Below are 24,418 nucleotides of genomic sequence, written 5' to 3'. Positions count from 1 at the left end.
ACCAGGCGACGGATTGTCAAGACAGATGACAGGCCGAACAATCAACGGCTTCCGAGGAGACCTTCACACATGAGAGCTGACACCGTGGCGGATGCGCCAGTGCACTATGCGGTCGAGGGCCGCGTGGCCGTCCTGACCATGGACAACCCGCCCGTCAATGCCCTGGGGCAGGCGGTGCGCGCCGGGCTGCTGGCCGCTGTGCGCCGCGCCGAGGCCGACGCCGACGTGCAGGCGGTGCTCCTCACCGGGGCAGGCAAAACCTTCATCGCCGGGGCAGACATCCGAGAGTTCGGTTTGCCCCCGCAGCCACCGTTGTTGCCCGAGGTGTGCCTGGCCCTGGAGGCCTGCACCAAGCCCGTGATCGCGGCCATCCATGGCCCGGCACTGGGTGGGGGGCTGGAGGTGGCGCTCGCAGCACACCATCGCCTGGCCACGGCCAGCGCTGCCACCCGCCTGGGTTTGCCGGAGGTGCAACTGGGCTTGCTGCCCGGCGCCGGCGGCACCCAGCGCACACCACGGTTGATCGGCGCCGCAGCCGCGCTGGACCTGATGCTGTCAGGCCGCCATGTCGGCCCGGCGGAAGCCTTGCAACTGGGCCTCGTCGACCGCCTGGCGGACACCGATGACGCCCGCAACGCAGGTCTGCGCTATGCAGAGGAACTGCTGGCCGGCCAGGCCCCGGTGCGCCGCACCTGTGACCGCACCGAGGCTCTGTCAGACCGTGCCGCGCAGCAAGCCGCCATCGATGCCGCCCGCACGGAGGCAGTCAAGAAGCGGGGCTTGTTCTCGCCGCGGAAGATCGTCGACTGCGTGCAGGCGGCCCTGGACGAGCCGTTTGAAGCGGGCATCCGCATCGAGCGCGAGTTGTTCAACCAGTGTCTGGCCAGCCCGCAGCGCGCCGGCCTGATCCATGCCTTCTTCGCCGAGCGCGAGGTGGCCAAGGCGCCGGAAACCCGCGCCGCCCGCGCCCGCCCTGTGCTGCATGTGGGGGTGATCGGTGGCGGCACCATGGGGGCGGGCATCGCCGTGTCCCTGCTGGACGCCGGCTTGGGTGTGACCCTGGTCGAGCGTGATGACGCCGCCTTGCAAGCCGGCATCGGCCGCATCAGCAAGGTCTACGACGGGCTGATCGCGAAAGGCCGGCTCACTGCCGAGGGCAAGGCCCGTGTGCTGGAGCGCCTGCAAGGCGCGACCAGCTATGCCGCGCTGGGCGACGTCGACCTCGTGATCGAGGCCGTGTTCGAAGACATGGCCGTCAAGAAAGCCGTGTTCGCCGAGCTTGATCGCGTCTGCAGACCCGGGGCTGTGCTGGCCACCAACACGTCCTACCTGGACATCAACGAGCTGGCCGGCAGCATCTCGCGGCCACAGGACGTGATCGGCCTGCACTTCTTCTCGCCAGCCAACATCATGAAGCTGCTCGAGATCGTGGTGCCTGCCCAGGTTCAGGCCGATGTGGTGGCCACTGCCTTCGAACTGGCGCGCAAGCTCAAGAAGGTGCCCGTGCGTGCTGGCGTGTGCGACGGCTTCATTGGCAACCGCATCCTGGCGGTGTACCGCACCGCCGCCGACCACATGATGGAAGACGGCGCCTCGCCTTACGAGATCGACCAGATGGTGCGCGACTTCGGTTTCCCGATGGGCCCGTATGAGATGAGTGACCTCGCCGGGGGCGACATCGGCTGGGCCACGCGCAAGCGCCGTGCTGCCACACGCGACCCGCGTACGCGCTACGTGCAGATCGCCGACCGCCTGTGTGAGCGCGGGTGGTTCGGGCAGAAAACCGGGCGTGGCTGGTACCTGTACCAACAAGGCAGCCGCAGCGGCCAGCGCGACCCCGAAGTGGAAGCCATCGTCGCGGCCGAACGCACCCGCGCGGGCATCACCCCACGCACCTTCAGCACCGATGAGCTGCAGCGTCGCTACCTGGCGGCCATGGTCAACGAAGGCGCCAAGGTGGTGGACGAAGGCATCGCGCTGCGACCGCTGGATGTGGACGTCACGCTGGTGCACGGCTATGGCTTTCCACGCTACCGCGGCGGCCCGATGAAGTACGCCGACACCATCGGTCTGCCGCAGATCCTGGCCGACATCGAACGCTACGCCCAGGAAGACCCCTTGTTCTGGCAACCGGCTGCGCTGCTGCAACGCCTGGTCGCCGAAGGTCGTGATTTCGACAGCCTCAATCAACAGGAGACAACCCATGCGTGAAGCCGTCATCGTGTCCACGGCACGCACCCCGCTGACCAAGTCGCACCGAGGTGAGTTCAACATCGTGCCCGGCCCCACCCTGGCCTCGTTCGCCGTGCACGCGGCCGTCGAGCGCGCCGGTATCGACCCGGCCCTCATCGAAGACACGGTGCTGGGCTGCGGCTACCCGGAAGGCCGCACCGGCCGCAACATCGCCCGCCAGGCGGTGATCCGCAGTGGCTTGCCCCTCAGCATCGCGGGCACCACCATCAACCGCTTCTGCGCATCGGGCTTGCAAGCCGTCGCCCTGGCGGCCGGCCGCATCGTGGTCGATGGCGCACCGGCCATGATCGCCGGTGGCATCGAAAGCATCTCGGGCATCCGCACACGTGAAGATGGCGAAAGCGGCATCGACCCCTGGATCGAAGCCCGCAAGCCCGCGCTCTACATGGCGATGATCGAAACCGCCGACATCGTGGCGCAACGCTATGGCATCAGCCGTGAAGCCCAGGACCGCTTCTCGGTCGAGAGCCAGCGCAAGACGGCTGAAGCGCAGGCAGCCGGCCGCTACCGCGAGGAAATCATCCCGGTGACCACCACCATGGCGGTGACCGACAAGGACACCCAGGCAGTGCGCCATGTCGAGGTCACCGTCGACCATGACACCTGCAACCGCCCGGGCACCACCTATGACAGCCTGGCCAAGCTCGCCCCCGTGCGCGGACCGGACCAGTTCATCACGGCGGGCAATGCCTCGCAACTGTCCGACGGGGCCTCGGCCTGCGTGCTGATGGAGGCACGGGAAGCGGAACGCCTGGGCCTGCAGCCTCTGGGCGCGTTCCGAGGCCTGGCACTGGCCGGGTGCGAACCCGACGAGATGGGCATCGGCCCCGTGTTCGCCGTGCCCAAGCTGCTCAAGCGCTTCGGTCTGAAGGTGGACGACATCGACCTGTGGGAGCTGAACGAGGCCTTTGCCTCGCAGTCCATCTACTGCCAGCAACAGCTCGGCATCCCGGATGAGCGCCTCAATGTCAATGGCGGCGCGATCTCGATCGGCCACCCCTTCGGCATGACGGGCGCCCGCCTGGTCGGCACCGTGCTGTTGGAAGGCCGGCGCCGCAAGGCTGCCAACCCCGCGGTGCGCTGGGCTGTGGTGACGATGTGCATTGCCGGTGGCATGGGTGCCGCCGGTCTGTTTGAAATCTTCTGAGCAAGGCCGACCATGGATCTGAATTTCACCCCTGAAGAACTCGCCTTCCGCGATGAGGTCCGGGCCTTCCTGAACCACGCGGTGCCAGCCGAACTCAAGCAGAAGGTGCACGAAGGCGAGCACCTGAGCAAGGCCGACCATGAAGCCTGGCACGCCCTGCTCAACCAGCGGGGCTGGCTGGCCAACCACTGGCCACGTGAGTACGGTGGCACAGGCTGGCATGCCGTGCAGAAGTTCATCTTCGAAAACGAATGTGCCCTGGCCTGGGCCCCGCGCACGGTGCCCTTTGGTGTGAACATGCTCGGCCCGGTGCTCATCAAGTACGGCAATGAGGCACAAAAGCGCCACTGGCTGCCCCGCATCCTCAGTGGGGCCGACTGGTGGTGTCAGGGCTATTCGGAACCCGGGGCCGGCTCCGACCTCGCCTCCGTCAAGACCACGGCCGTGCGACAGGGCGACCACTACGTGGTCAACGGCCAGAAAACCTGGACCACGCTGGGCCACCACGCCAACATGATCTTCTGCCTGGTGCGCACCAACCGCGAGGCCAAGCAGCAAGAGGGCATCAGCTTCCTGCTGATCGACATGAGCAGCCCGGGCGTCGAGGTGCGCCCCATCATCACGCTTGATGGCGCACACGAAGTCAACGAGGTGTTCTTCACCGACGTGCAGGTGCCCGTCGAGAACCTGGTCGGCGAGGAAAACAAGGGCTGGACCTGCGCCAAGTACCTGCTGACCTATGAGCGCACCAACATCGCCGGCGTGGGCTTCTCGGTGGCCGCGCTGGAGCGGCTCAAGGTGATCGCCGCCCGCGTGATGAAGAACGGCCAGCCCTTGTTGCAAGACCCGCTCTTTGCGGCCCGCGTCGCCCGTGTCGAGATCGAACTCGAGAACATGAAGACCACCAACCTGCGCGTGATCGCCGCGGTAGCCGGTGGCGGCGCCCCCGGGGCAGAAAGTTCCATGCTGAAGATCAAGGGCACCGAGATCCGCCAGGAGATCAATGCCCTCACCCTGCGCGCCATGGGCCCTTATGCCTTGCCATGGCAGGTCGAGCACATCGGCCCCGAAGGCGCCTCCAGCGCCGCCACGCAGTATTTCAACAACCGCAAGCTGTCGATCTTCGGCGGCTCGAACGAGATCCAGAAGAACATCATCTCCAAGATGATCCTGGGCCTGTGACCCCCGCGGCAAGGAGCTCGACATGAATTTCACCCACACTGAAGACCGCCGCATGCTGGCGGACACGCTGGACCGCTATCTGGCCGACCAGTACCCGATCGACACACGCCATGCCATCGTGGCCTCGGGCCGGGGCCACAGCCCGACACACTGGCAGACGCTGGCCGAACTGGGCACGCTGGCGGCCCTGTTCGACGAAACCCACGGTGGCTATGGTGGCACCGGCTTTGATCTCGCCGTGGTGTTCGAGGCCCTGGGCCGCGGCCTGGTGATCGAGCCCGTGCTGCACAGTGCCGTGCTGGCTGGCAGTGCCCTCGCCCACGCCGGCAACGCCGACCAACTCGCCCTGCTCGGCCGCATCATGGATGGCAGCCTCATCGCCACCCTCTCGCACGAGGAACCGACATCCCACTATGCCTTGCAGCGTGTGGGCACCCAGGCCCGACGCGAGGGCGACCACTATGTGATCGACGGCCACAAGGCCGTGGTGGGCCACGCCGATCAGGCCGGCCTGCTGATCGTGTCGGCGCGAACCGATGGTGCGCTGGATGACGCCGATGGCCTCTCGCTCTTTCTCGTCGAGGCCGGCACGCCAGGTCTGAGCCTGCAGGCCTACAACAACATCGATGGCACCCGCGCTGCCGAAGTCCAGCTGTCTGCTGTGCGGGTGCCCGCCACGGCCCTGCTGGGCGCAGAAGGCCGAGCCCTGGCCACGCTGGAGCACGCCATAGGTCGCGGTGTGCTGGCCCTGTGTGCCGAAAGCCTCGGGGCCATGGAAGTGGTCAAGCAACAGACCATCGAATACCTGCAGACGCGCAAGCAGTTCGGCAAGGTCATCGGCAGCTTCCAGGCCTTGCAGCACCGCATGGCCAGCTTGCTGATCGAGATCGAACAGGCCCGCTCGGCCGTCATCAATGCCGCGGGCGCACTGGATGCCGACCGCCTGAGCCGCGAACGCGCCCTGTCCGCAGCCAAATACAGCATTGGCCGCATTGGCACCCTGGTCGCTGAAGAATGCATCCAGCTGCATGGGGGCATTGGCATGACCTGGGAGCTGCCCATGCCACACTACGCCAAGCGTCTGGTCATGATCAATCACCAACTGGGTGATGACGACCACCATCTGGCGCGCTTCATCGCGCTGGGGTCGTCACACTGACCAGACCGATGCTTTTGCCGTATGTCTGATCGCCATCTCGCTCATTGGCCACCCCAGGTGCCCCTGCACCTGGACGTGCCGGCCACCCATCTCTACGCCAACGTCGACCGCGCGGTGGCACAGAGCCCCGACAAGCCCTACCTGATCTTCTACGACAGCCCGCTGAGCTTCCGGCGCTTCAAGGACGAGACCGAGCGACTGGCCGGCTATCTGCAGCAGGTCTGTGGCGTGCAGGCCGGCGACCGCGTGCTGCTGTTCATGCAGAACAGCCCGCAGTTTGCGCTGGCCTATTACGCCATCTTGCGGGCTGACGCGGTGGTCGTGCCGGTCAACCCGATGAACCTCACCGATGAGCTGCGCCACTATGTGGACGACGCCCAGGCCAAGGTGATCTTCACGCCGCAGGACCTCTACGCCCAGGTGCGCCCGTTGATGGGGGCAGGCGGCCTGCAGCACGCCATCATCGCCACCTACAGCGACTACCTGGAGCGCGACACCGACCTGCGCATCCCGGCCTTCGTCTCCGCCCCACGGGCCGTGCCCGATGAGCCCGGCTGCGTGGCCTGGTCTCATGCGCTGGCAGCGGGGCTCACGCCCACGCCCATGCAGGCGAGCCCTGATGACCTGGCCGTGATGCCTTACACCTCGGGCACCACCGGCCAGCCCAAGGGCTGCATGCACACCCACCGCAGCGTCATGTACAACGTGCTCGCACGCGGGGTCTGGCTGGGCTCGCGCGCCGACAGCATCCAGCTGGGTGTGCTGCCCTTCTTCCATGTCACGGGCATGCAGAACGCCATGAACGGCACGCTCTACCTGGGCGCCACGGCCATCGTCATCCCCCGCTGGGATCGCGATGTGGCCTTGCAGTGCATCGCACGTTACCGCGTGACCGGTGCACAGCTCATCTCGACGATGGTGGTCGACATGCTCTCGCATCCCGATGTGGCTTCGTTCGACCTCAGCAGCATCGAGACTATCGGCGGCGGCGGTGCGGCCATGCCCGAGGCCATCGGCATCAAGCTGCAGCAGCTCATCGGGGCCGACTACATCGAAGGCTATGGCATGTCGGAAACCATGGCCGCCACCCATATCAACCCGACGCAGCGCCCCAAGAAGCAGTGCCTGGGCGTGCCCATCTTCGACGTCGACGCCCGTGTCATCGATCCCACCACGCTGCAGGAACTGCCCGCAGGCGAGGTTGGTGAAATCATCGTGCATGGGCCCCAGGTCATGGCGGCCTACTGGCGCGCACCCGATGCCACGCAACAAGCCTTTCTGCACATCGACGGCAAACGCTTTCTGCGCACGGGCGACCTCGCCTATGTCGATGAAGACGGCTACTTCTTCATGGTCGACCGCCTCAAGCGCATGATCAATGCGTCGGGCTTCAAGGTCTGGCCGGCCGAGGTCGAAGCCATCCTCTATCACCACCCTGCCATTCAGGAAGCCTGCGTGGTGGGCGTGCAAGACGTACGCCGCGGCGAGACCGTCAAGGCCGTCGTCGTGCTCAAGCCCGAGCACCGGGGCAGCCTGACTGAAGACGCCCTGCTGCACTGGGCCCACGAGCACATGGCCGCCTACAAGGCCCCCCGCATCGTGACCTTCACCGACAGCCTGCCCAAATCCGGCGCAGGCAAGATACTGTGGCGCCAACTGCAGGATGCCCCCGCCGCCACCGCCCACACCTCTGACCACAGGACCACACCATGAGCACCAACCCTGCCTTCCATTGGGCCGATCCCTTGCTGATGGACGACCAGCTGACCGAAGAAGAACGCATGATCCGCGATGCAGCGCGCGACTATGCGCAAGGCCGCCTCGCCCCACGTGTGCTCGATGCCTTCCGGCATGAACAGACCGACCCAGCCATCTTCCGCGAGATGGGCGAACTGGGTCTGCTGGGCCCCACCATCCCGACCGAATACGGTGGCGCCGGCCTCAACTACGTCAGCTACGGTCTCATCGCGCGCGAGGTGGAACGGGTCGACTCCGGCTACCGCTCGATGATGAGCGTGCAGTCTTCCCTGGTGATGGTGCCCATCTTCGAATTCGGCAACGAAGCCACCCGGCGCCGATACCTGCCCAAGCTCGCCTCCGGTGAATTCATTGGCTGCTTCGGCCTGACCGAACCCAACCATGGATCGGACCCGGCCAGCATGCTGACACGCGCCACCAAGGTGGACGGCGGCTACACGCTGCGCGGCAGCAAGATGTGGATCAGTAACTCACCCATCGCCGACGTGTTCGTGGTGTGGGCCCAGTTCAACGAGAACGGCAAGGATCAGATCCGCGGTTTCGTGCTGGAGAAAGGCTGGAAGGGACTGAGCGCCCCGGCCATCCACGGCAAGGTGGGCCTGCGCGCCAGCATCACCGGCGAGATCGTGATGGACGATGTGTTCGTGCCGGAAGACAACGCCTTCCCCGAGGTGCGCGGCCTGAAGGGCCCCTTCACCTGTCTGAACAGCGCCCGCTATGGCATCTCGTGGGGTGCCATGGGCGCGGCCGAAGACTGCTGGTTCCGGGCACGGCAGTACGTGCTCGACCGCCAGCAGTTCGGGCGCCCGCTGGCCGCCAACCAACTCATTCAAAAGAAGCTGGCCGACATGCAGACCGAGATCACCCTCGGCCTGCAAGGCAGCTTGCGTCTGGGACGGCTGAAGGACGAGGGCAAGGCCGCTGTCGAGATCACTTCCATCATGAAGCGCAACAACTGCGGCAAGGCGCTCGACATCGCCCGCATGGCCCGCGACATGATGGGCGGCAACGGCATCAGCGACGAGTTCGGCGTGGCGCGCCACCTCGTGAACCTCGAAGTGGTCAATACCTACGAGGGCACGCACGACATCCATGCCCTCATCCTGGGCCGCGCGCAGACAGGTATCCAGGCCTTTTTCTGACGCCCAAGCTGGCCGACTTACCCGACGAACTGCTTCATCATCTCGGCGAGCCGGCTCGATTGATGACGCAGGGAGTCGGCGGCAGCGGCGGCCTCCTCGACGATGGCGGCATTCTGCTGGGTGTTCTGATCCAGTTCCCCAATGGCGGACGTCACCGAGCCGATGCGTGTGGACTGCTGCCCGGTCACCACACTGATGTCCCGGATCAACTGTTCCACCTGGTGAACCGATTCACTCAGCCGGTTGAACGACTCTTCTGCCTGCTGGATCAGCACGCCACCGGTGCTCACGCGTTGTTCGGAGTCGGCAGACAGCGAACGGATGTCCTTCACGGCCTCTGCCGAGCGGTGCGCAAGCGAACGTACCTCGTCGGCCACGACCGCAAAGCCGCGCCCTTGCTCCCCGGCCCGGGCGGCTTCCACCGCCGCATTCAAGGCCAGGATGTTGGTCTGGAAGGCAATCGTGTCAATCAGCGCACTGATCTCGACAATGCGCCGGCTGGAGTCACTGATCTGGTCCATGGCTGCGCGGGCTTCCTGCATCACACCCTGCCCATCCGATGCGATCGACACCGCACGCTGCGCCAATTGGGCCGCATGGCTGGACGAGTCGGCGCTGTGGCCCACCGCATCCCTCAACTCACGCAAGGCGGATGCACTTTCCTGCACATGCGATGCCTGCCCCTCGGTGCGCGCCGACAGGTCTGCATTGCCACTGGCAATCTCGTGCGAGGCTTGCGCCACTGAATGGGAAATGTCCCCGATCTCTCGGAAAGCACCAAACAGCTTGGCGGTGAACTGGTTGAACCCTCCACTGATGGCGCCCAGCTCATCCTGACTCGTGACAGGCAACTGCACACGCAAATCTGCTTCGCCAGACGCCAGCGACGTGATGGTGCGACTCAGGTCAGTCAAGGGGCGCATCAGCACCTTGACCAGCCACACCATGGCCAGTGCGGCCACCACGCTGGCAATGGCCGCCCCGATGATCGCCAGCGTGACAAAGCTGCGCGCCGCTGCCGCGGCCAACTCACGTGGGTAGGTGACCTGAACGCTCCAAGGCGCCACGCCATCCACCACATGCACCGGCGTCAGCACATGGGTGTCCCCCTGTGCATCTTCGAACTGCGCGGGTTCGCCGCGGGCCACCTTGTCCAGGACGGCAGACGGGATGTCGTCGGCTTTCTTGCCGAGCTTCTTGGCATCGGGCACCGACACGTACACCCCGCCGGTCGACAGCAAGGCCACATGGGCGCCAGGCAAGGGCTCCATGGCCGAGAGACGCTCAGCCAGGGCCTGCAGCGGCAGGTCGGAGCCAGCCACCCCGACAACCTTGCCGCCCACCATGATCGGCGACACCAAGGTGCTCATCAGCACATCCTTGCCAGCCACCTGGTAGATATAGGGTTCGATGAGCGCATCCTTGCCGGTACGCCTTGGGATGTCATACCAGTCATTGGCTCCCGGCTTTTCATAGTCCAGCAGCGGCTCGACCTTGATGTCACCGCTACCGCGATTCCAGTAGGCAATGTAGCGACCGGTTCCGTCTGTTCCCGGCCCTTTGTTGACGAACTCGGCGTCCCGCCCATCCAGGGCATTGGGCTCCCAGATGGAATAGGTGCCGATGAACTCGGGGTGGAGCGTCAAGGTCTGCCGCGCCATGTCGTCGAGCTGATCCCGGCTTGGCGCATGCTGGCCTGACCGCATGCCCTGCATCGCCGCAGCCAGGGTTTTGACGGCCAGGAAGCTGCGCCCGAGCTCCCCGCCCACCATGGCCGCCGTTTCCCGGGCCACCGCAGCAGCCTGCTCGGACGTCGCCCGTCGGGCCTCGTCGGCGGCCCGCCATCCCAAACCGAGACCGGTCACCGACACGGCCACCGCGCACAGCAGGGTGGCCGCAGCGGCCAGCTTGGTCGTCAAGGAAAACCGTGAAGAAGGTGGGGAAGAGGTGCGTGCGTGTGCTGAAACTGCCTGAGACATGCGTGGGATCCGGTAAAGCCTGATCCCCTCTACTATCGGCAGCTCCAGTCTGGGGTAAACCCCTGATTTGACCGGTTTGTGACAGTCAAATCCTCACGCACTGCGGGCCACGGCCTCCGCCAGCAGCTGGGCCAACGGGGTAGTGGGGCGGCCAATCAAGTTGCTCAGTTGGTGGCCATCGTCGAACAGTCCTCCTCGTGCAGCCCCCGCGTCCGAATCGGCCAGCAGGGCGGCAACCGGTTGCGGCAAGCCGGCCCCAGCCAGCGCCGCCTCGTATTCGTGCTGCGGCAAGTCAACATAGGGAACGGCCTTGCCGCTGGCCTGGCTGAGGGCCTCGGCCAGCTCTGCCAGCGTATAGGCCGTGTCGCCCGCCAGCTCGTAAACCAGGCCCGCCTGCCCGCTCCGGATCAGGACCGCAGCGGCAGCCGCGGCGTAATCGGCCCGCGCAGCCGAGGCAATGCGCCCCGTACCAGCACACCCGATGAAGGCCCCATGCTGAAGCGCCGCCGGCACGCTGGCCAGGTAGTTCTCGGTGTACCAGCCGTTGCGCAACAGCACGGCGGGCACGCCTGCCTCGCGGATCGCAGCTTCGGTGGCCACGTGCTCCGCCGCCAGACCCAATGGGCTGGTATCTGCGTGCAGCAAGCTGGTGTAGGCCAACAACGACACCCCTGCCCGCTTGACCGCGTCCACCACATTGCGGTGCTGCGCGGTGCGCTGCCCCACCTCGCTGGAAGAAATCAGCAACACCTTGTCTGCGCCCTTGAACGCCGCATCCAGGGTGTCGGGACGCGTGTAATCGGCTTCGCGAACCTGCACCCCCTGTGCAGCCAGATCGGCCACGCTGGCAGGCTTGCGCACGGCAGCCACGATGCTGGCGGCAGGCACCTCCTTCAGCAAGGCTTGAATCACGAGACGGCCCAATTGGCCCGATGCTCCGGTCACGACGATCATGTTCTCAGCTCCTGTCTAGGCAATGAATCAATGAGCTGTCAGAATATCGTCACCACTTACTTTTTGTAAGTACGCACCAAAAGGTTAGTTTATGAATACACCCAGAAAGTCGCTGCGCACACAGATTGGCAAAGGCAATGTATTTGCCGAACTCTGCCCTTCGCGCGAGGTGCTCAAGCACGTGACCAGCCGCTGGGGCGTGCTGGTGCTCGTGGCCCTGATCGACGACACCCACCGCTTCAGCGACCTGCGCCGCAAGATCGGGGGCGTGAGCGAAAAGATGCTGTCGCAAACCCTGCAATGGCTGGAAAGCGATGGCTTCGTGTTGCGCCAGGCCTTCCCCGTGGTGCCCCCGCATGTCGAGTACAGCCTCACGCCCATGGGCCGCGAGGTGGCCGAGCATGTCGAGAAGCTCGCAGACTGGATCGAGGACAACATCGCCAGCATCCTCGAAGCCCGGGTTCAACTGGCTGAAGCCGAGTTGGCCCGACTGAACTGAATGCCTCAGCTGGCCTGTTGCGAAGCCAGCTCCCGCAAGGCGCCTGCATAGACCTCGGGCGGCTGCCCGCCCGAGATCAGGTGGCGGTCGTTGATGATGACGGCCGGCACCGCCGAAATGCCGTGTGCCGCATAGAAGGCCTCCTGCTCACGCACCTCTTCGGCCAGCTCGCCTGAGGCCAGCACGGCGCGGGCGGCCTCGACATCCAGCCCGGCCTCGGCCACAGCGGCCAGCAGCACCGCATGGTCATCCATGGCCAGACGATCGCGGTGACAAGCCCGCAGCAAGGCCATTTTCAGAGCCACCTGCTGAGCTGGCTCGTGGTAGCCCGCCCAGCACAGCAGCCGATGGGCATCAAAGGTGTTGTAAATGCGGCCTCGCCCGTCCGCGTTGAACTCGAACCCGACTGCGGCACCGCGTGCCCGGATCATGTCGCGGATCTGCGCCTGCTGCTCCGGGGACGAGCCGTACTTCTCGGTCAGGTGCTCCCGAATGTCTTGCCCGCCGGGCCCCATTTTCGGATTGAGTTCGAATGGCTGGCAGTGCAGGGTGACATCCACCTCGCCCTGCAATTGCGCGATGGCCTGCAGCAAACCACTGAGCCCGATGGCGCACCAAGGGCACGACACGTCCGACACGATGTCAATTTTCAAGGCAGGCACAGCAAGGCTCATGGTTTTGTCCAGGTCACGCGACCATGGGTCGCATCGTTCAAACGGGCCTCCAGCGCAGGCCAGTGGGTTTCGTCCATGTCGAAGGTGAAGGTCACCACATCGCTGTGCGCAACCTCACGCAGTCGGGCCTGGGCCAGATCCAGCTCGCGCCGAACCAGCCCCTCCTGAGGATAGGGCACCGCACAAGACACTTCACGCAGCCGGGTTAAGGGCACTTTCTCTGCGCCCAGCAGGGCCTGGGCGACGCTGTCCGTATAGGCCCGAACCAGCCCACCTGCCCCCAGTTGGATACCGCCGTAATAACGCACCACCGTGGCGAGCACGCCTTCCAGGTCCTGGCGCCGCAGGACTTCCAGCATGGGTCGGCCTGCGGTACCACTCGGCTCGCCATCGTCCACAGCGGCAGATTGCCCGCCAGCCAGCAAAGCCCAGCAGACATGCGTGGCCGTCGGGTGGGCCTGCCACAACTGCGCCACCACGGCCTGAGCCTGGGCGCGGTCGGCCACCGGCTGCACGCAACCGATGAAGCGGCTCTTCTTGATGATCAGCTCGCTGTGGACGGCCGAAGACAGGGTCTGCGTCATGGCGGCAGTGTAGTGGTCTGGCCTGCTTGCTGCCGGCATGTGGTTGTCCGCAGCACCGGGCTCCGGCACATGCTGGGCCCCATCATCGGCATGCTCTAGGCTTGCTTGGTTGACTTCGCAGGCTGCTCTCGAGAACAGACCAGGCCTGACACGCAGCGCCAGGTTCAGCGCGGGATGCCTTCGTGCGCCTCGAACGCCATGATGGCGAGCGCAGCCGCCAGCATCACGTACTGAGCCCCGTATTTCCAGCGCTGGGCGGGCGACTGGATCGTCGCATGCTGCGCTGCCTGCCCGCGCAACACCGACCACACCTGGGGCGCCGCAGCCAGAGCAATCAGCAGCAGTAATGGGCTGGGCCGCCACGCAAACAGCGCCAGCAGCATGGGGGCGCCCAGCAGCCACAACTTGGGCGACAGCACGCCCACCAGGCGACCGCCATCAAGCGGGCTGAGCGGAATCAGGTTGAACAGGTTCAGCATGAAACCAGCCTGAGCCAGCGCCAGGTAAAGAGGCCCGTGCCCGGACACGCCCAGCAGGTAACAGCCAAACGCGGCCACGCTGCCCAGCATGGGCCCCGCCATCGCCACGTGGGCTTCGACCGTGGGCGTCAGCTGGGTGTCTTTCAGCGTGATCCAGGCGCCAACAAAGGGGATGAAAACCGGCGCGCCCACATCGAGCCCGCACTGGCGCGCCGCGATGAAATGCCCCAGCTCGTGCACGAGAATCAGCAACACGAAACCCACGGCATAGGGCCACCCAAAGCTCATGGCATACACCGCCATGGACACCAGCATCGAGCCCCCGGTCAGCAGCAATTTGCCCAGCCCGCCCTTGAGCGCCAGCAACAGCAGCCACTTCATGGCAGCAAGCCTCGCGCGGCCATGCCCTGTCGGTAGGCTGCGGTGATGGCCTGCGCCTTGTCATTGGCCAGCTCACGGATCTCGGGGCCCATGCTGGCGACCTTGTCGGGGTGGTACATCGACATCAGGTGCTTGTAGGCTTGGCGGATCTCGTCTTCGGATGCGTCCTCGCGCACACCCAGCACGCTGAACCAGGCGGTCGGACTTGGCTGAGCCGGTCTGGCTGGTTCAGCTTGCGCCGGCATATCCGGTCTGGGCGACTTGAAAAAAAAGTTGACCAGCCAGTAGCCGGCCAAGGCCCCAACGATCACCACCAGTACTTCAAGACCACTCACCCCGGCTCTCCCGTTTTCAGGCTGGCCAAGGTTCGGGCCAGCGACGCGGCACGCGCACTGCCTTCCGGCTCGACGCTGAGCTCGTATCGAATCCGGGACGCCAACTGTAGATCAAATGCCGTATGGGCATGTTCGTCCGCACTGACCAAGCTGGTCACCGCATCAAGCGGCCATGTCACCACCTCACGCAGGCTCAGCTTGCGCACGATGTTGATGCAAAACGGCGGACAGGTGAGGCATTCGAAGCACAGCTTGGCCGCCTCGCGCGAGCTCATTCCCAGTGCCTGCCGCTGCCACCAGACCAGTGCCAGGGTGACCATGCAGGCGAGGTAGATGGCCGCCATGACCAACAGGGCCATTGCGCTGTCCACACGGATGAACAAGGCATAGGGCAAGGCCAGCACCATCAGCAGGAAGATGGCGCAGGCACCGATCGCGATACCGGCGCCCACCTGCCCGGCCGGCAAGGCCGCCGCGCCTGTGCGGGTGCCATCGGCAGCTTGCCAGATGGCGCGCACATGGGCGCGCCACGGCATCAGCAAATTCGGCACAAACACCTCGCGGCCCCGCAGGCGCCAACCGTCGATACCCAGTTGAGGCTGCCAGCGGCCTCGTCGGGCCCGCACCAGAACCAGCTCTTGCGGCCCCAGCAGCCAGGCCGCGTCATAGACATACAGCGCCAGCGCAACCAGCATCAACCACGCAGACGCACTCATGCTCAGCGGGCGCTGTCACCGCGCTTGAAGAACCGGCCAAGACCGGCGAACACCGCCACCACCGCGGCCAGGATCAGCTTCCAGCCCGCGGCCAGGGCGCCCACGATGACTTTCCAGAAGCCCGTCTTCGCTGCCACGGCCGCAGCACCACCGGCCACCAGTGCAGCCAGTCCGAACTCGGCTACCCGGTCACCAGGCTTGAATTCGCTGTAGCGCTCACCGGCGTTGAAATTGAAGCCTGCCAGCGCCGCCTTGAATTCGGCGACGTCGCCTTCCAGCGTTTCAGGTGAAGACACCAGCACGGCACGCTCGTAGCCACTGCGACCCAGCATGCGAACGGTGTAGTTGATCACCGGACGGGGATCGTCCGAGGCATGCAGGCGCAGCGCCCACTCCAGATACTTGGTCTTGGGGTCGTAGTGTGGCTGGATGTACCAGCCATCGGTGATCAGCTCGGGCATGCCGCGCTTGCGACGCTCCTCATTGGACGGCCCGTCGGACTCCTTGAGTGTCTTGAGCAGGGCATCGGCATCGATCTTCTCGTCATCCTTGACATAACCGGAATCATCAAAGTCGAAGGTGGCCCACCAGTTGCCCTTGACCATGATGGTCGTGCCGGGCGATGGCAGGTTGCCAGTCAGCTCCAGGAACTTGTTGCTGTCAGCCTCCTGCAAGGCCCCGGATCGCTCCGGCAACTGGATGCTGGCACGCGAGCCCAGCTTGAATTCGGACGGCCCCTTTTGCCAATTGAGGTCGTCGAAAGGACTTTTCCCACCTTGGGCGGCCTCTTCGGCGTGAAGCCCTCCAGACATGACCAGGCCCAAAGCCATGACCAAGCCGCATAGCCAACGTGTCGACATGTGATCTCCCTGATGATCAGAGCTGCCTTGGGCAGCGGGCGCTTCTGTATGAAGCTGTGTAAAGACATTCTGTCAGAAGCCCCTGAACAACCCGTTGACAAATCACAGCACTCAACTTCAGTTGAGTCTCGCCGGCATCACAGCGTGGCACCCACCCCGTATGCCGAGAGGAACACCGCCACGGCGCGGTGAACACCCGACGCGATGTCCTCCTCCGACACCGTGTCGATCACCTGCAGCAGAAACCGATCCAACCACTCGGACTCAAGCAGCGCCCGCAGGTGCCGCGCCGCCACCACGGGGTCGGCCTCGCGCAAGCGGCCCTGGGCCATGGCCTCGCTCAGGAAAACGGCCACACGGGACTCGTCTTTCTGCGGCCCGATCTCGTAGGTTCGCAAGCCCAGCCCGGAGCGCCCCGCTTCGGAGACCACCAGCCGGCGCACCGCCCGCACGTCGGGCTTGTACAACAACCCCAGCAGGCGGCGGCCATAGTCTTCCAGCGTGGCCGCCATGTCCGGCCCCTGAGGGTCGAGCGCCAGATGCGCGGCCTCGAACTCGGCCTCGGTCGCCTGCAGCACCACCTCGAAGAACAACTCCTCCTTCGAGGTGAAGTAGTTGTAGATGGTGGCCTTGGACCCGCCCACGCGCGAGCAGATCTCCGACATGGAGGCCCGCTCGAACCCCATTTCGCGGAACACGTCTGCAGCCACATCCAGGATGGCCTGGCGCTTGGTTTCGGTCTTAGTTCTCACTTCACCCAACTTAACTGTACTGGAGCGTACAGTTTATCGCGCAACGTTTTGAAATTCAATATAAACTGTACCGTACGGTTCAACAAATGGAGCAGCAATGCCTCAGACCCCCGCATTTCGGATCAAGGCCACCGCGCTGAGCGTGGTCCTCGCGCTGGCGGGTTGTGCACAGTTACCCGCCTCGGAGCAGGCCAGCCAGATGAAGGCGCCCGACGCTTTGCGCGCCGACCGCGCCCTGGCCGGCCCCCAGGCCGACTGGCCCACCGACACGTGGTGGACAGCCTATGGCGATGCCCAACTCAACGCACTGATTGACGAAGCCTTTGCCGGCGCGCCGGACCTCGCGGTCGCCGCTGCCCGCCTGCGCCAGGCAGAGGCCGTCACGGAGGTGACCGGCGCGGCGAACAAGCCGCAGGTCAACGCCAATGTGCAAATCACCGAGCAAAAGCTCAGCTACAACTACCTGTACCCCAAGGACTACAGCCCCAGTGGCTGGACGGACTACGGCACCGCCACGCTGGACTTCAACTGGCAACTCGACTTCTGGGGCCGCAACCGTGCGGCCCTGGCGTCGGCCACGTCACAACTCGATGCCGCGCGCGCCGAGCAGGCACAAACGCGTCTGACCCTGGCAGCCGGGGTAGCCTCGGCTTACGCTGAACTCAACCGCCTGTTCGAAGCCCGCGATGTGGCCAAACAGTCGGTCGAGGTGCGCAGCAAGACGGCACAGTTGTTTGCCGAACGTTTCGCCAACGGCCTGGAAACCCGCGGCAGCGTGAAGGAGGCGGAGACCAACCGCGCCGTGGCAGAAGGCAACCTGCTGCAGATTGAGGAAGCCATCGGGCTGCAGCGGCACCGCATCGCGGCCCTGATCGGCGCCGGCCCCGACCGCGGGGAAGCCATCCAGCAGCCGCACCTGAAGATCGATCACGGCTTTGGTCTGCCGGCCAACCTGCCAGCGAACCTGATCGGGCGCCGCCCCGACATCGTCGCGGCCCGCCTGCAGGCTGAGGCGCAGTCACACCGCGTCGACCAGAAGCAGGCGGACTTCTATCCCAACATCAGCCTCACGGCCATGTTCGGCTGGCAAGCCATCGGGGTCGACATGCTGCGCCGCAGTGGCTCGGACATGGGCAGCATCGGCCCGGCCATTTCGCTGCCTATTTTCAGTGGCGGCCGCCTGCGTGGCGAACTGCGCAATGCCCGTGCCGGCTACGACGAAGCTGTCGCCAACTACAACGCCACCTTGACCCGCGCCTTGCAGGACGTGGCTGACAGCGCCCTGAGCCAGCGCGCCTTGCAGGCCCGCCTCGACAAGGCGAACGAAGCCTACCAGGCCTCGACAGAGGCCTACCGCGTGGCCCGCAACCGCTACGAAGGCGGCCTGGCCACCTACCTGGAAGTGCTCTCTGCCGAGAACGGCATGCTCAACAGCCTCAACGCGCTGAGCGAGTTGCGTGCACGCGCCTTCACCCTCGACATTGCCCTCAAGCGCGCCCTGGGTGGCGGCTACCAGGCATCGAACGATCAAACCTGACCCGATAGGACAAGAACATGACTGACAACACCGAAGATTTGCAGCAGATCAAGGCCCGTCGCAACAAGCGCCTGCTGGTGCTCGCGGCCGTGGTGGCAGCCGTCGGCCTGGGGGTCACGGCTTACTGGGAACTGTATGCCTCGCACTTCGTGACCACGGACAACGCCTACACGGCTGTGGAAGTGGCCCAGGTGACCCCCGCCGTGGGCGGCACCATCGCCGAGGTGCGCGTGAAGGACACCGAGGCTGTCAAGAAGGGTGACGTGCTGGTGGTGATCGACCCGACCGACGCCAAGCTGGCCCTGGCCCAGGCCGAAGCCGAACTGGGTCGCGCCATCCGTCGCGTGAAGGGCTACGAAGCCAATGACAGCAGCCTGTCTGCCCAGATCAGTGCGCGTGAAGCCGATGAAGCCCGCGCGGCAGCGCAGTTGTCGGCGGCTGAGTCGGACCTGGAACGCGCCAAGGTGGACCTCAAGCGCCGCGAAGCGCTGGCCTCCTCGGGCTCGGTCTCCGGTGATGAGCTGACCCGCGCCCGCAATGCCTTCCAGTCGGCCGAAGCCAACCTGGCCGCGGCCAAGGCTGCGGCGGCACAGGCCCGCGCCAACCGCACCGCGGCCGTCGGCGCCAAGGAAGCCAACAGCGTGCTGATCGCCAATGCCACGCTGGACACCAACCCGGAAGTGGCCCTGGCACGCGCCCGTCGTGACCAGGCCAAGGTGGACCTGGACCGCACCGTGGTGCGCGCGCCGGTCGATGGCGTGATCGCCAAGCGCACGGTGCAGGTGGGCCAGCGCATCGCCGCCGGCACCCCGCTGCTGGCCGTGGTGCCCGTGCAGGACATGTACATCACCGCCAACTACAAGGAAGTGCAGTTGCCGCATGTGCGTGAAGGTCAGACCGCCGAAGTGGTGTCCGACCTGTATGGCGACGACGTCGTCTTCCACGGCAAGGTGGAAGGCTTTGCAGGCGGATCCGGCTCGGCTTTCGCGGCCATCCCGGCACAGAACGCCACCGGCAACTGGATCAAGGTGGTGCAGCGCCTGCCGGTGCGCATCCATCTGGACCCGAAGGAACTGGCGGCCCACCCACTGAAGGTCGGCCTGTCCATGACTGTGAAGATCGACACCCGCACGGGCGAGCAACACTGACAAGGACTGCGCCATGAGCCAAGCGTCTTCAAAGGACGAACTGGCACCACTGACGGGCGGCATGCTGTGGCTGGCCGCTCTGGTGCTGGCTTCGGCCAACTTCATCGCCGTGCTGGACATGACGATCGCCAACGTGTCGGTGGCCGCCATCGCCGGTGGTCTCGGCACCAGCACCAGCCAGGGCACCTGGGTGATCACCTCCTATGCGGTGGCCGAAGCCATCACCGTGCCGCTGACGGGCTGGCTCGCCTCGCGCTTTGGTGCGGTTCGGGTGTTCGTCACCGCCATGGCGCTGTTCGGTGTGTTCTCGGCACTGTGCGGCCTGTCCACGTCGCTGGGCATGCTCGTGGCCGCGCGGATCTGCCAGGGTCTCGCTGGTGGGCCGCTGATGCCGCTGTCGCAAACGCTGCTGCTGCGCATCTTCCCGGCTGAAAAAGCGCCCGCGGCCATCGGCATGTGGTCCATGACCACGCTGGTGGCGCCTGTGCTCGGCCCCATCCTCGGGGGCTATCTGTGTGACCAGTATTCCTGGCCATGGATCTTCCTGATCAACCTGCCCATTGCCATCCTCTGTGCCTTCATGGCCTGGCGCCTGCTGAAGCGCTACACAGAGTCGCTGCAACGCAACCCGATCGACCGCATCGGGCTGGCCTTGCTGATCATCTGGGTGGGTGCCTTGCAGTTGATGCTTGACGAGGGCAAGAACCTGGACTGGTTCGCGTCGACCGAGATCATCGCGCTGGCGGTGGTGGCCGTCATCGGCTTTGCCGCCTTCCTGATCTGGGAGTTGCATGACCCGCACCCCATCGTCGATCTCAGGGTGTTCCGACACAGGGGTTTCTCGGTGAGCGTGCTCACCATCAGCCTGGCGTTCGCGGGTTTCTTTGGCATCAGCGTGCTCACCCCGCTCTGGCTGCAAAGCAATATGGGCTACACCGCCACCTTGGCCGGTGAGGCCACGGCCTGGAGTGGCGTCTGCGCGCTGTTCACGGCACCGATTGCTGCCGGCCTGTCCGCCAAGGTAGACCCCCGCCGCCTCATCTTCGGCGGCGTGCTCTGGATGGGCCTGGTCACGCTGTGGCGGATGACCTCCAACACCGACATGACCTACTGGGACATTTCCTTCCCGCTGATGGCACTGGGGCTCGGCATCCCATTCTTTTTCGTGCCGACCACCGGTCTGGCCATGGCCAGCGTCGATGAGCCCGAAATGGCCAACGCAGCCGGGCTCATGAACTTCCTGCGGACCCTGTCGGGCGCCTTTGCCACGTCGCTGGTGACCACCGCCTGGGAAGACGAGACCACCCGCCACCATGCCGACCTGGTCGGGCTGGCCGATGCCGATCAGACCGTGCACACCATGCTGGAGTCATCCGGTATGGCTACCGACGGCATCCTGCAAGGCATCGACAACCTGGTTACCGGGCAAAGCGTGATGCTCGCCACCAACGAGCTGTTCGGCGTGGTGGCCGTGCTGCTCATCGTCGCGGCAAGCGTGATCTGGCTGGCCCCCAAGCCCACCCGTCAGGTGGACCCGGGCGCGGGCGGGCATTGATCCGTCCGCTTCACAACAAGGAAGACAATCATGTTCAAGCATCTGTTGGTCCCTACCGATGGCTCACCGCTGTCACAGGCCACCGTGGCCCAGGCCGTCGCCTTCGCGCAAAGCTGCGGCGCCCGGATCACTTTCTTCCATGCCGCACCGAACGCACCGGCCATCCAGGGCGGCGCGGGCGCGCTGTCCGACCCCACGATCGCCAAGGCCTTTCACGAGAAGGTCGACGCCGCTGCCAACCAGGCTTTGTCTGCGGCCGCGGCCCAGTCGGCCCAGGCCCACGTGGCCTGTGACACCGTGCTGGTGCATGGCAACCAGCCAGCCGAGGCCATCGTACAGGCCGCATCCCAGCAGGGCTGCGATCTGATTTTCATGGCTTCACACGGTCGCCGCGGCGTCAGTGCCCTGCTGCTGGGCAGCGAGACCAACAAGGTCCTCACCCACTGCAAAATACCGGTTCTGGTGTACCGCTGAAGCGGTGGGCTATCGCCTTTCCCGGGGGCTTGGTAAAATCCGGATACACCCAATTGATGTCATCCGGATGACACCACCCGAGAAAATCCATGATCTTCGGAAAACTGCTGCCCCGTGAGGGCAATTTTTTTGAGCTCTTCAACCAGCACGCCAACCACATCGTGGCGGCGGCGAATGCCTTTGCCGAACTGGTGAAGAACTACAGCGACCCGGCTCTGCGCGAAAAATACAACCAGCAGGTCGACGATGCCGAAGGCGCTGCCGACAGCGTGACCCTCGAAGTCAACCGCCTGCTGCACAAGACCTTCATCACCCCGATCGACCGTGAGCAGATCCACTCGCTGATCAACACGATGGACGATGTGGCCGACCTGCTGCAAGACTCGGCCGAAACCATGGCGCTCTACGACGTGCGCCACATGACGGAAGAAATCCAGCGCCTGACCGACCTGTGCGTGAAGTGCTGCGAACGCCTGCGCTCGGCCGTGTCCCTGCTCGGCGACATCGCCAACAGCAAGACCGCTGAGGCCGCACTCAAGACCTGTACCGAAATCGACCAGCTCGAAACCGATGCCGACCGTGTGCTGCGCACCGCCATGAGCAAGCTGTTCCGCACCGAACCCGATGTGCGCGAAGTGATCAAGCTCAAGGCGATCTACGAACTGCTGGAAACCGTCACCGACAAGTGCGAAGACGTGGCCAAGCTGATCGAGGGCGTGATCCTCGAGAACTCCTGATCCCGGAGGCTCGACCATGATGACCATGCAGGTGGCCCTTTGGGTCATCATCGCACTGGTGGTGCTCGCGCTGCTGTTCGATTTCATGAACGGCTTCCACGACGCTGCCAACTCCATCGCCACGGTGGTGTCGACGGGCGTGTTGCGCCCCACGCAAGCCGTGTTGTTCGCTGCGTTCTTCAACTTCCTCGCGCTGTTCATCTTCCACCTCAGTGTGGCGGCCACCGTCGGCAAGGGCATTGCCGACAAAGGTGTGGTGGACGTCTACGTGGTGTTCGGAGCCCTGGTGGGCGCCATCACCTGGAACGTGATCACCTGGCTCTATGGCATCCCGAGCAGCTCTTCGCACGCACTGATTGGCGGCATCGTGGGCGCCGTGATGGCCAAGGCCGGTGCGGGTGCACTGATGGCGGAAGGCATCTTGCGCACGGTGATCTTCATCTTCGTGTCGCCCCTGCTTGGCTACATTTTCGGCTCGCTGATGATGGTGCTGGTGGCCTGGATCTTCCGCCGTATGCATCCCTCCCGGGTGGACCGCTGGTTCCGGCGTCTGCAACTGGTGTCAGCCGGGGCCTACAGCCTGGGCCATGGCGGCAACGACGCACAAAAGACCATCGGCATCATCTGGATGCTGCTGATCTCGACAGGCTATGCGGCGGGAAGCGACAAGATGCCCCCCACCTGGACCATCATCGCCTGCTACATGGCCATTGGCGCGGGCACCATGTTTGGCGGCTGGCGCATCGTCAAGACCATGGGACAGAAGATCACCAAGCTCAAGCCGGTAGGGGGCTTCTGCGCCGAAACCGGCGGTGCCATCACGCTGTTCATCGCCACGGCGATGGGCGTGCCGGTGTCGACCACCCACACCATCACCGGCGCCATCGTCGGCGTGGGCTCGGTGCAGCGCGCCAGTGCCGTGCGCTGGGGCGTGGCTGGCAACATCGTCTGGGCCTGGATACTGACCATCCCGGCGGCAGCTTTTGTGGCCAGCATCGCCTACTGGGTCAGCAAGCAATTGTTCTGACATCAGAACGGCCGCACAGAGAGAGGGCCCCGAGGCTCTCTCTTTTTTGGCAATAAAATTGCGCGCAATTAAGTTGTCAGATATATTTTAGGCATGCCTACCCAGCCACCTCATTCGCTGCTCCACCTGGACCAGCAGTTGTGTTTCCCCCTCTACGCGGCCAGCAATGCCATCACGCGCGCCTATCGCCCGTTGCTGGAGCCGCTGGGGCTGACCTACCCGCAGTATCTGGTGATGATGGTGCTCTGGGAGCAGGCACCCCAGATGGTGAGCGAGATCGGCCACAAACTGCATCTGGACAGCGGCACCTTGACGCCATTGCTCAAGCGATTGCAGAACCAGGGGCTCGTCGTGCGTCAACGCGATGCCGCCGATGAGCGCCGGGTGCTTGTCACCCTGACGGAAGCGGGCCAGGCCCTCAAGGCACAAGCCGAATCGGTACCTCGCAGCATGGCCTGCCACCTGCTCAACAGCGCGATTGACCTGCCCCAACTGCGACAAGAGTTGCGGCAGTTGCTTCAGGCGCTCACAGCGGGCACCACGATTTCCCCGAAAACAAACACCAACCCAACGCAGGACCAAGCAGCATGACCCAGGACCTCCGCACCATCTCCGTCAAGACCATCGATGGCCAGACCAGCCCGCTAGGCGACCACCTGGGCAAGGCCACCCTCATCGTGAATGTGGCCAGCAAATGTGGCTTCACGCCGCAATACAAGGGCCTGGAGGCGCTGTACCGCCAGTTCAAGGATCAGGGTCTGGTGGTGCTCGGCTTCCCCTGCGACCAGTTCGGTCACCAGGAGCCGGGGGACGAAGCCGAGATCCGAAACTTCTGCTCGCTCAGCTACGACGTCACCTTCCCGATGTTCGCCAAGATCGACGTCAATGGGCCACAGGCGCACCCTGTGTACCAGGCCTTGAAGAAGGCAGCCCCGGGCATCCTCGGCACCGAATCCATCAAATGGAACTTCACCAAATTCCTGCTCGATGCCAATGGCAGTGTGGTGGACCGCTACGCCCCCACAGCCAAGCCGGAGAGCCTGGAAGGCGATATCCGCAAGATACTGGGAGCCTGACCCACTCCCG

24 protein-coding genes are annotated in these 24,418 nt (G+C 64.9%); 15 read left to right on the top strand and 9 right to left on the bottom strand.

Annotated features, from left to right (window positions below; all coding sequences use genetic code 11):
- The first annotated feature begins 69 nt into the window (after positions 1-69).
- The 6 genes from ACE3PH_RS02025 to ACE3PH_RS02000 are packed head-to-tail and all read left to right on the top strand — an operon-like array spanning position 70 to position 8,641.
- Positions 70-2,211, top strand: a complete 2,142-nt coding sequence (locus ACE3PH_RS02025; protein WP_374315981.1) for a 3-hydroxyacyl-CoA dehydrogenase NAD-binding domain-containing protein — start codon at positions 70-72, stop codon at positions 2,209-2,211.
- Positions 2,204-3,400: an acetyl-CoA C-acyltransferase gene (locus ACE3PH_RS02020; RefSeq protein WP_374315979.1), complete on the top strand. Its 1,197-nt coding sequence runs from the start codon at positions 2,204-2,206 to the stop codon at positions 3,398-3,400. The genes ACE3PH_RS02025 and ACE3PH_RS02020 overlap by 8 nt, the downstream gene beginning before the upstream one ends.
- Before the next feature lie 12 nt (positions 3,401-3,412).
- Complete coding sequence (locus tag ACE3PH_RS02015; protein WP_374315977.1) at positions 3,413-4,582, top strand: acyl-CoA dehydrogenase family protein; 1,170 nt, start codon at positions 3,413-3,415, stop codon at positions 4,580-4,582.
- A gap of 22 nt (positions 4,583-4,604) precedes the next feature.
- Entirely contained in the window at positions 4,605-5,741 is a 1,137-nt protein-coding gene (locus ACE3PH_RS02010; protein WP_374315975.1) for an acyl-CoA dehydrogenase family protein, read from the top strand.
- 21 nt (positions 5,742-5,762) lie between these two features.
- On the top strand, positions 5,763-7,454 hold the full coding sequence (locus ACE3PH_RS02005) for a long-chain fatty acid--CoA ligase (protein WP_374315973.1): 1,692 nt from the start codon (positions 5,763-5,765) through the stop codon (positions 7,452-7,454).
- Positions 7,451-8,641, top strand: a complete 1,191-nt coding sequence (locus tag ACE3PH_RS02000) for an acyl-CoA dehydrogenase (protein ID WP_374315971.1) — start codon at positions 7,451-7,453, stop codon at positions 8,639-8,641. The genes ACE3PH_RS02005 and ACE3PH_RS02000 overlap by 4 nt, the downstream gene beginning before the upstream one ends.
- Positions 8,642-8,658: 17 nt before the next feature.
- Here the strand turns inward: ACE3PH_RS02000 and ACE3PH_RS01995 are convergent, their stop codons facing one another.
- Together ACE3PH_RS01995 and ACE3PH_RS01990 are read right to left on the bottom strand one after the other, a co-directional pair.
- Entirely contained in the window at positions 8,659-10,620 is a 1,962-nt protein-coding gene (locus ACE3PH_RS01995; RefSeq protein ID WP_374315970.1) for a methyl-accepting chemotaxis protein, read from the bottom strand.
- Positions 10,621-10,713: 93 nt separating this feature from the next.
- A complete protein-coding gene (locus ACE3PH_RS01990; protein ID WP_374315968.1) occupies positions 10,714-11,574 on the bottom strand; it encodes an SDR family oxidoreductase in 861 nt (286 codons plus the stop codon).
- Positions 11,575-11,665: 91 nt separating this feature from the next.
- Between ACE3PH_RS01990 and ACE3PH_RS01985 the strand changes: the two genes are divergently transcribed.
- Positions 11,666-12,073 (top strand): winged helix-turn-helix transcriptional regulator, encoded by a 408-nt coding sequence (locus tag ACE3PH_RS01985; RefSeq protein WP_374315966.1) that lies wholly within the window; start codon positions 11,666-11,668, stop codon positions 12,071-12,073.
- A 5-nt stretch (positions 12,074-12,078) separates the two neighbouring features.
- On the opposite strand, the gene ACE3PH_RS01980 is transcribed toward ACE3PH_RS01985, so the two are convergent.
- From ACE3PH_RS01980 to ACE3PH_RS01950, 7 genes are all read right to left on the bottom strand, one after another.
- Entirely contained in the window at positions 12,079-12,747 is a 669-nt protein-coding gene (locus ACE3PH_RS01980; protein ID WP_374315964.1) for a DsbA family oxidoreductase, read from the bottom strand.
- The gene (locus ACE3PH_RS01975; protein WP_374316227.1) at positions 12,744-13,331 is read right to left on the bottom strand and encodes a YigZ family protein; all 588 of its coding nucleotides are present in this window, start codon (positions 13,329-13,331) and stop codon (positions 12,744-12,746) included. The genes ACE3PH_RS01980 and ACE3PH_RS01975 overlap by 4 nt, the downstream gene beginning before the upstream one ends.
- 164 nt (positions 13,332-13,495) lie before the next feature.
- On the bottom strand, positions 13,496-14,191 hold the full coding sequence (locus tag ACE3PH_RS01970) for a site-2 protease family protein (protein ID WP_374315962.1): 696 nt from the start codon (positions 14,189-14,191) through the stop codon (positions 13,496-13,498).
- Positions 14,188-14,526: a DnaJ family molecular chaperone gene (locus tag ACE3PH_RS01965; RefSeq protein WP_374315960.1), complete on the bottom strand. Its 339-nt coding sequence runs from the start codon at positions 14,524-14,526 to the stop codon at positions 14,188-14,190. Before ACE3PH_RS01965 ends, ACE3PH_RS01970 begins: the two co-directional genes overlap by 4 nt.
- Entirely contained in the window at positions 14,523-15,242 is a 720-nt protein-coding gene (locus ACE3PH_RS01960; RefSeq protein WP_374315958.1) for a hypothetical protein, read from the bottom strand. The genes ACE3PH_RS01965 and ACE3PH_RS01960 overlap by 4 nt, the downstream gene beginning before the upstream one ends.
- Before the next feature lie 2 nt (positions 15,243-15,244).
- A complete protein-coding gene (locus ACE3PH_RS01955) occupies positions 15,245-16,102 on the bottom strand; it encodes a DUF2167 domain-containing protein (protein ID WP_374315956.1) in 858 nt (285 codons plus the stop codon).
- 137 nt (positions 16,103-16,239) lie between these two features.
- On the bottom strand, positions 16,240-16,854 hold the full coding sequence (locus ACE3PH_RS01950) for a TetR/AcrR family transcriptional regulator (protein ID WP_374315954.1): 615 nt from the start codon (positions 16,852-16,854) through the stop codon (positions 16,240-16,242).
- A gap of 97 nt (positions 16,855-16,951) precedes the next feature.
- On the opposite strand from ACE3PH_RS01950, the gene ACE3PH_RS01945 reads away from it, so the two are divergent.
- The 8 genes from ACE3PH_RS01945 to ACE3PH_RS01910 all read left to right on the top strand — a co-directional run bounded on the left by ACE3PH_RS01945 (position 16,952) and on the right by ACE3PH_RS01910 (position 24,408).
- Positions 16,952-18,391, top strand: a complete 1,440-nt coding sequence (locus ACE3PH_RS01945) for an efflux transporter outer membrane subunit (RefSeq protein ID WP_374315952.1) — start codon at positions 16,952-16,954, stop codon at positions 18,389-18,391.
- Between the two features lie 17 nt (positions 18,392-18,408).
- A complete protein-coding gene (locus tag ACE3PH_RS01940; RefSeq protein WP_374315950.1) occupies positions 18,409-19,539 on the top strand; it encodes a biotin/lipoyl-binding protein in 1,131 nt (376 codons plus the stop codon).
- A gap of 13 nt (positions 19,540-19,552) precedes the next feature.
- Entirely contained in the window at positions 19,553-21,094 is a 1,542-nt protein-coding gene (locus tag ACE3PH_RS01935) for a DHA2 family efflux MFS transporter permease subunit (protein ID WP_374315948.1), read from the top strand.
- Positions 21,095-21,124: 30 nt separating this feature from the next.
- On the top strand, positions 21,125-21,568 hold the full coding sequence (locus ACE3PH_RS01930) for a universal stress protein (RefSeq protein ID WP_374315946.1): 444 nt from the start codon (positions 21,125-21,127) through the stop codon (positions 21,566-21,568).
- A gap of 89 nt (positions 21,569-21,657) precedes the next feature.
- Complete coding sequence (locus ACE3PH_RS01925; protein ID WP_374315944.1) at positions 21,658-22,305, top strand: DUF47 domain-containing protein; 648 nt, start codon at positions 21,658-21,660, stop codon at positions 22,303-22,305.
- Positions 22,306-22,321: 16 nt separating this feature from the next.
- A complete protein-coding gene (locus ACE3PH_RS01920) occupies positions 22,322-23,332 on the top strand; it encodes an anion permease (RefSeq protein WP_374315942.1) in 1,011 nt (336 codons plus the stop codon).
- Positions 23,333-23,425: 93 nt separating this feature from the next.
- Positions 23,426-23,923, top strand: a complete 498-nt coding sequence (locus ACE3PH_RS01915) for a MarR family winged helix-turn-helix transcriptional regulator (protein ID WP_374315940.1) — start codon at positions 23,426-23,428, stop codon at positions 23,921-23,923.
- Positions 23,920-24,408, top strand: a complete 489-nt coding sequence (locus tag ACE3PH_RS01910; protein WP_374315938.1) for a glutathione peroxidase — start codon at positions 23,920-23,922, stop codon at positions 24,406-24,408. Before ACE3PH_RS01915 ends, ACE3PH_RS01910 begins: the two co-directional genes overlap by 4 nt.
- Positions 24,409-24,418: the final 10 nt, after the last annotated feature.

The organism is Aquabacterium sp. (assembly GCF_041909175.1).
GTDB lineage: Bacteria > Pseudomonadota > Gammaproteobacteria > Burkholderiales > Burkholderiaceae_C > Aquabacterium.
This window is presented reverse-complemented; position numbering and strand designations above follow the sequence as displayed.

Excerpts from the sequence above, each read along its gene's own strand:
- ACE3PH_RS02025 (WP_374315981.1), top strand. The coding sequence starts at position 70 with ATGAGAGCTGACACCGTGGCGGATGCGCCAGTGCACTATGCGGTCGAG.
- ACE3PH_RS02020 (WP_374315979.1), top strand. The coding sequence starts at position 2,204 with ATGCGTGAAGCCGTCATCGTGTCCACGGCACGCACCCCGCTGACCAAG.
- ACE3PH_RS02015 (WP_374315977.1), top strand. The coding sequence starts at position 3,413 with ATGGATCTGAATTTCACCCCTGAAGAACTCGCCTTCCGCGATGAGGTC.
- ACE3PH_RS02010 (WP_374315975.1), top strand. The coding sequence starts at position 4,605 with ATGAATTTCACCCACACTGAAGACCGCCGCATGCTGGCGGACACGCTG.
- ACE3PH_RS02005 (WP_374315973.1), top strand. The coding sequence starts at position 5,763 with ATGTCTGATCGCCATCTCGCTCATTGGCCACCCCAGGTGCCCCTGCAC.
- ACE3PH_RS02000 (WP_374315971.1), top strand. The coding sequence starts at position 7,451 with ATGAGCACCAACCCTGCCTTCCATTGGGCCGATCCCTTGCTGATGGAC.
- ACE3PH_RS01995 (WP_374315970.1), bottom strand. The coding sequence starts at position 10,620 with ATGTCTCAGGCAGTTTCAGCACACGCACGCACCTCTTCCCCACCTTCT.
- ACE3PH_RS01990 (WP_374315968.1), bottom strand. The coding sequence starts at position 11,574 with ATGATCGTCGTGACCGGAGCATCGGGCCAATTGGGCCGTCTCGTGATT.
- ACE3PH_RS01985 (WP_374315966.1), top strand. The coding sequence starts at position 11,666 with ATGAATACACCCAGAAAGTCGCTGCGCACACAGATTGGCAAAGGCAAT.
- ACE3PH_RS01980 (WP_374315964.1), bottom strand. The coding sequence starts at position 12,747 with ATGAGCCTTGCTGTGCCTGCCTTGAAAATTGACATCGTGTCGGACGTG.
- ACE3PH_RS01975 (WP_374316227.1), bottom strand. The coding sequence starts at position 13,331 with ATGACGCAGACCCTGTCTTCGGCCGTCCACAGCGAGCTGATCATCAAG.
- ACE3PH_RS01970 (WP_374315962.1), bottom strand. The coding sequence starts at position 14,191 with ATGAAGTGGCTGCTGTTGCTGGCGCTCAAGGGCGGGCTGGGCAAATTG.
- ACE3PH_RS01960 (WP_374315958.1), bottom strand. The coding sequence starts at position 15,242 with ATGAGTGCGTCTGCGTGGTTGATGCTGGTTGCGCTGGCGCTGTATGTC.
- ACE3PH_RS01955 (WP_374315956.1), bottom strand. The coding sequence starts at position 16,102 with ATGTCGACACGTTGGCTATGCGGCTTGGTCATGGCTTTGGGCCTGGTC.
- ACE3PH_RS01945 (WP_374315952.1), top strand. The coding sequence starts at position 16,952 with ATGCCTCAGACCCCCGCATTTCGGATCAAGGCCACCGCGCTGAGCGTG.
- ACE3PH_RS01940 (WP_374315950.1), top strand. The coding sequence starts at position 18,409 with ATGACTGACAACACCGAAGATTTGCAGCAGATCAAGGCCCGTCGCAAC.
- ACE3PH_RS01935 (WP_374315948.1), top strand. The coding sequence starts at position 19,553 with ATGAGCCAAGCGTCTTCAAAGGACGAACTGGCACCACTGACGGGCGGC.
- ACE3PH_RS01930 (WP_374315946.1), top strand. The coding sequence starts at position 21,125 with ATGTTCAAGCATCTGTTGGTCCCTACCGATGGCTCACCGCTGTCACAG.
- ACE3PH_RS01925 (WP_374315944.1), top strand. The coding sequence starts at position 21,658 with ATGATCTTCGGAAAACTGCTGCCCCGTGAGGGCAATTTTTTTGAGCTC.
- ACE3PH_RS01920 (WP_374315942.1), top strand. The coding sequence starts at position 22,322 with ATGATGACCATGCAGGTGGCCCTTTGGGTCATCATCGCACTGGTGGTG.
- ACE3PH_RS01915 (WP_374315940.1), top strand. The coding sequence starts at position 23,426 with ATGCCTACCCAGCCACCTCATTCGCTGCTCCACCTGGACCAGCAGTTG.
- ACE3PH_RS01910 (WP_374315938.1), top strand. The coding sequence starts at position 23,920 with ATGACCCAGGACCTCCGCACCATCTCCGTCAAGACCATCGATGGCCAG.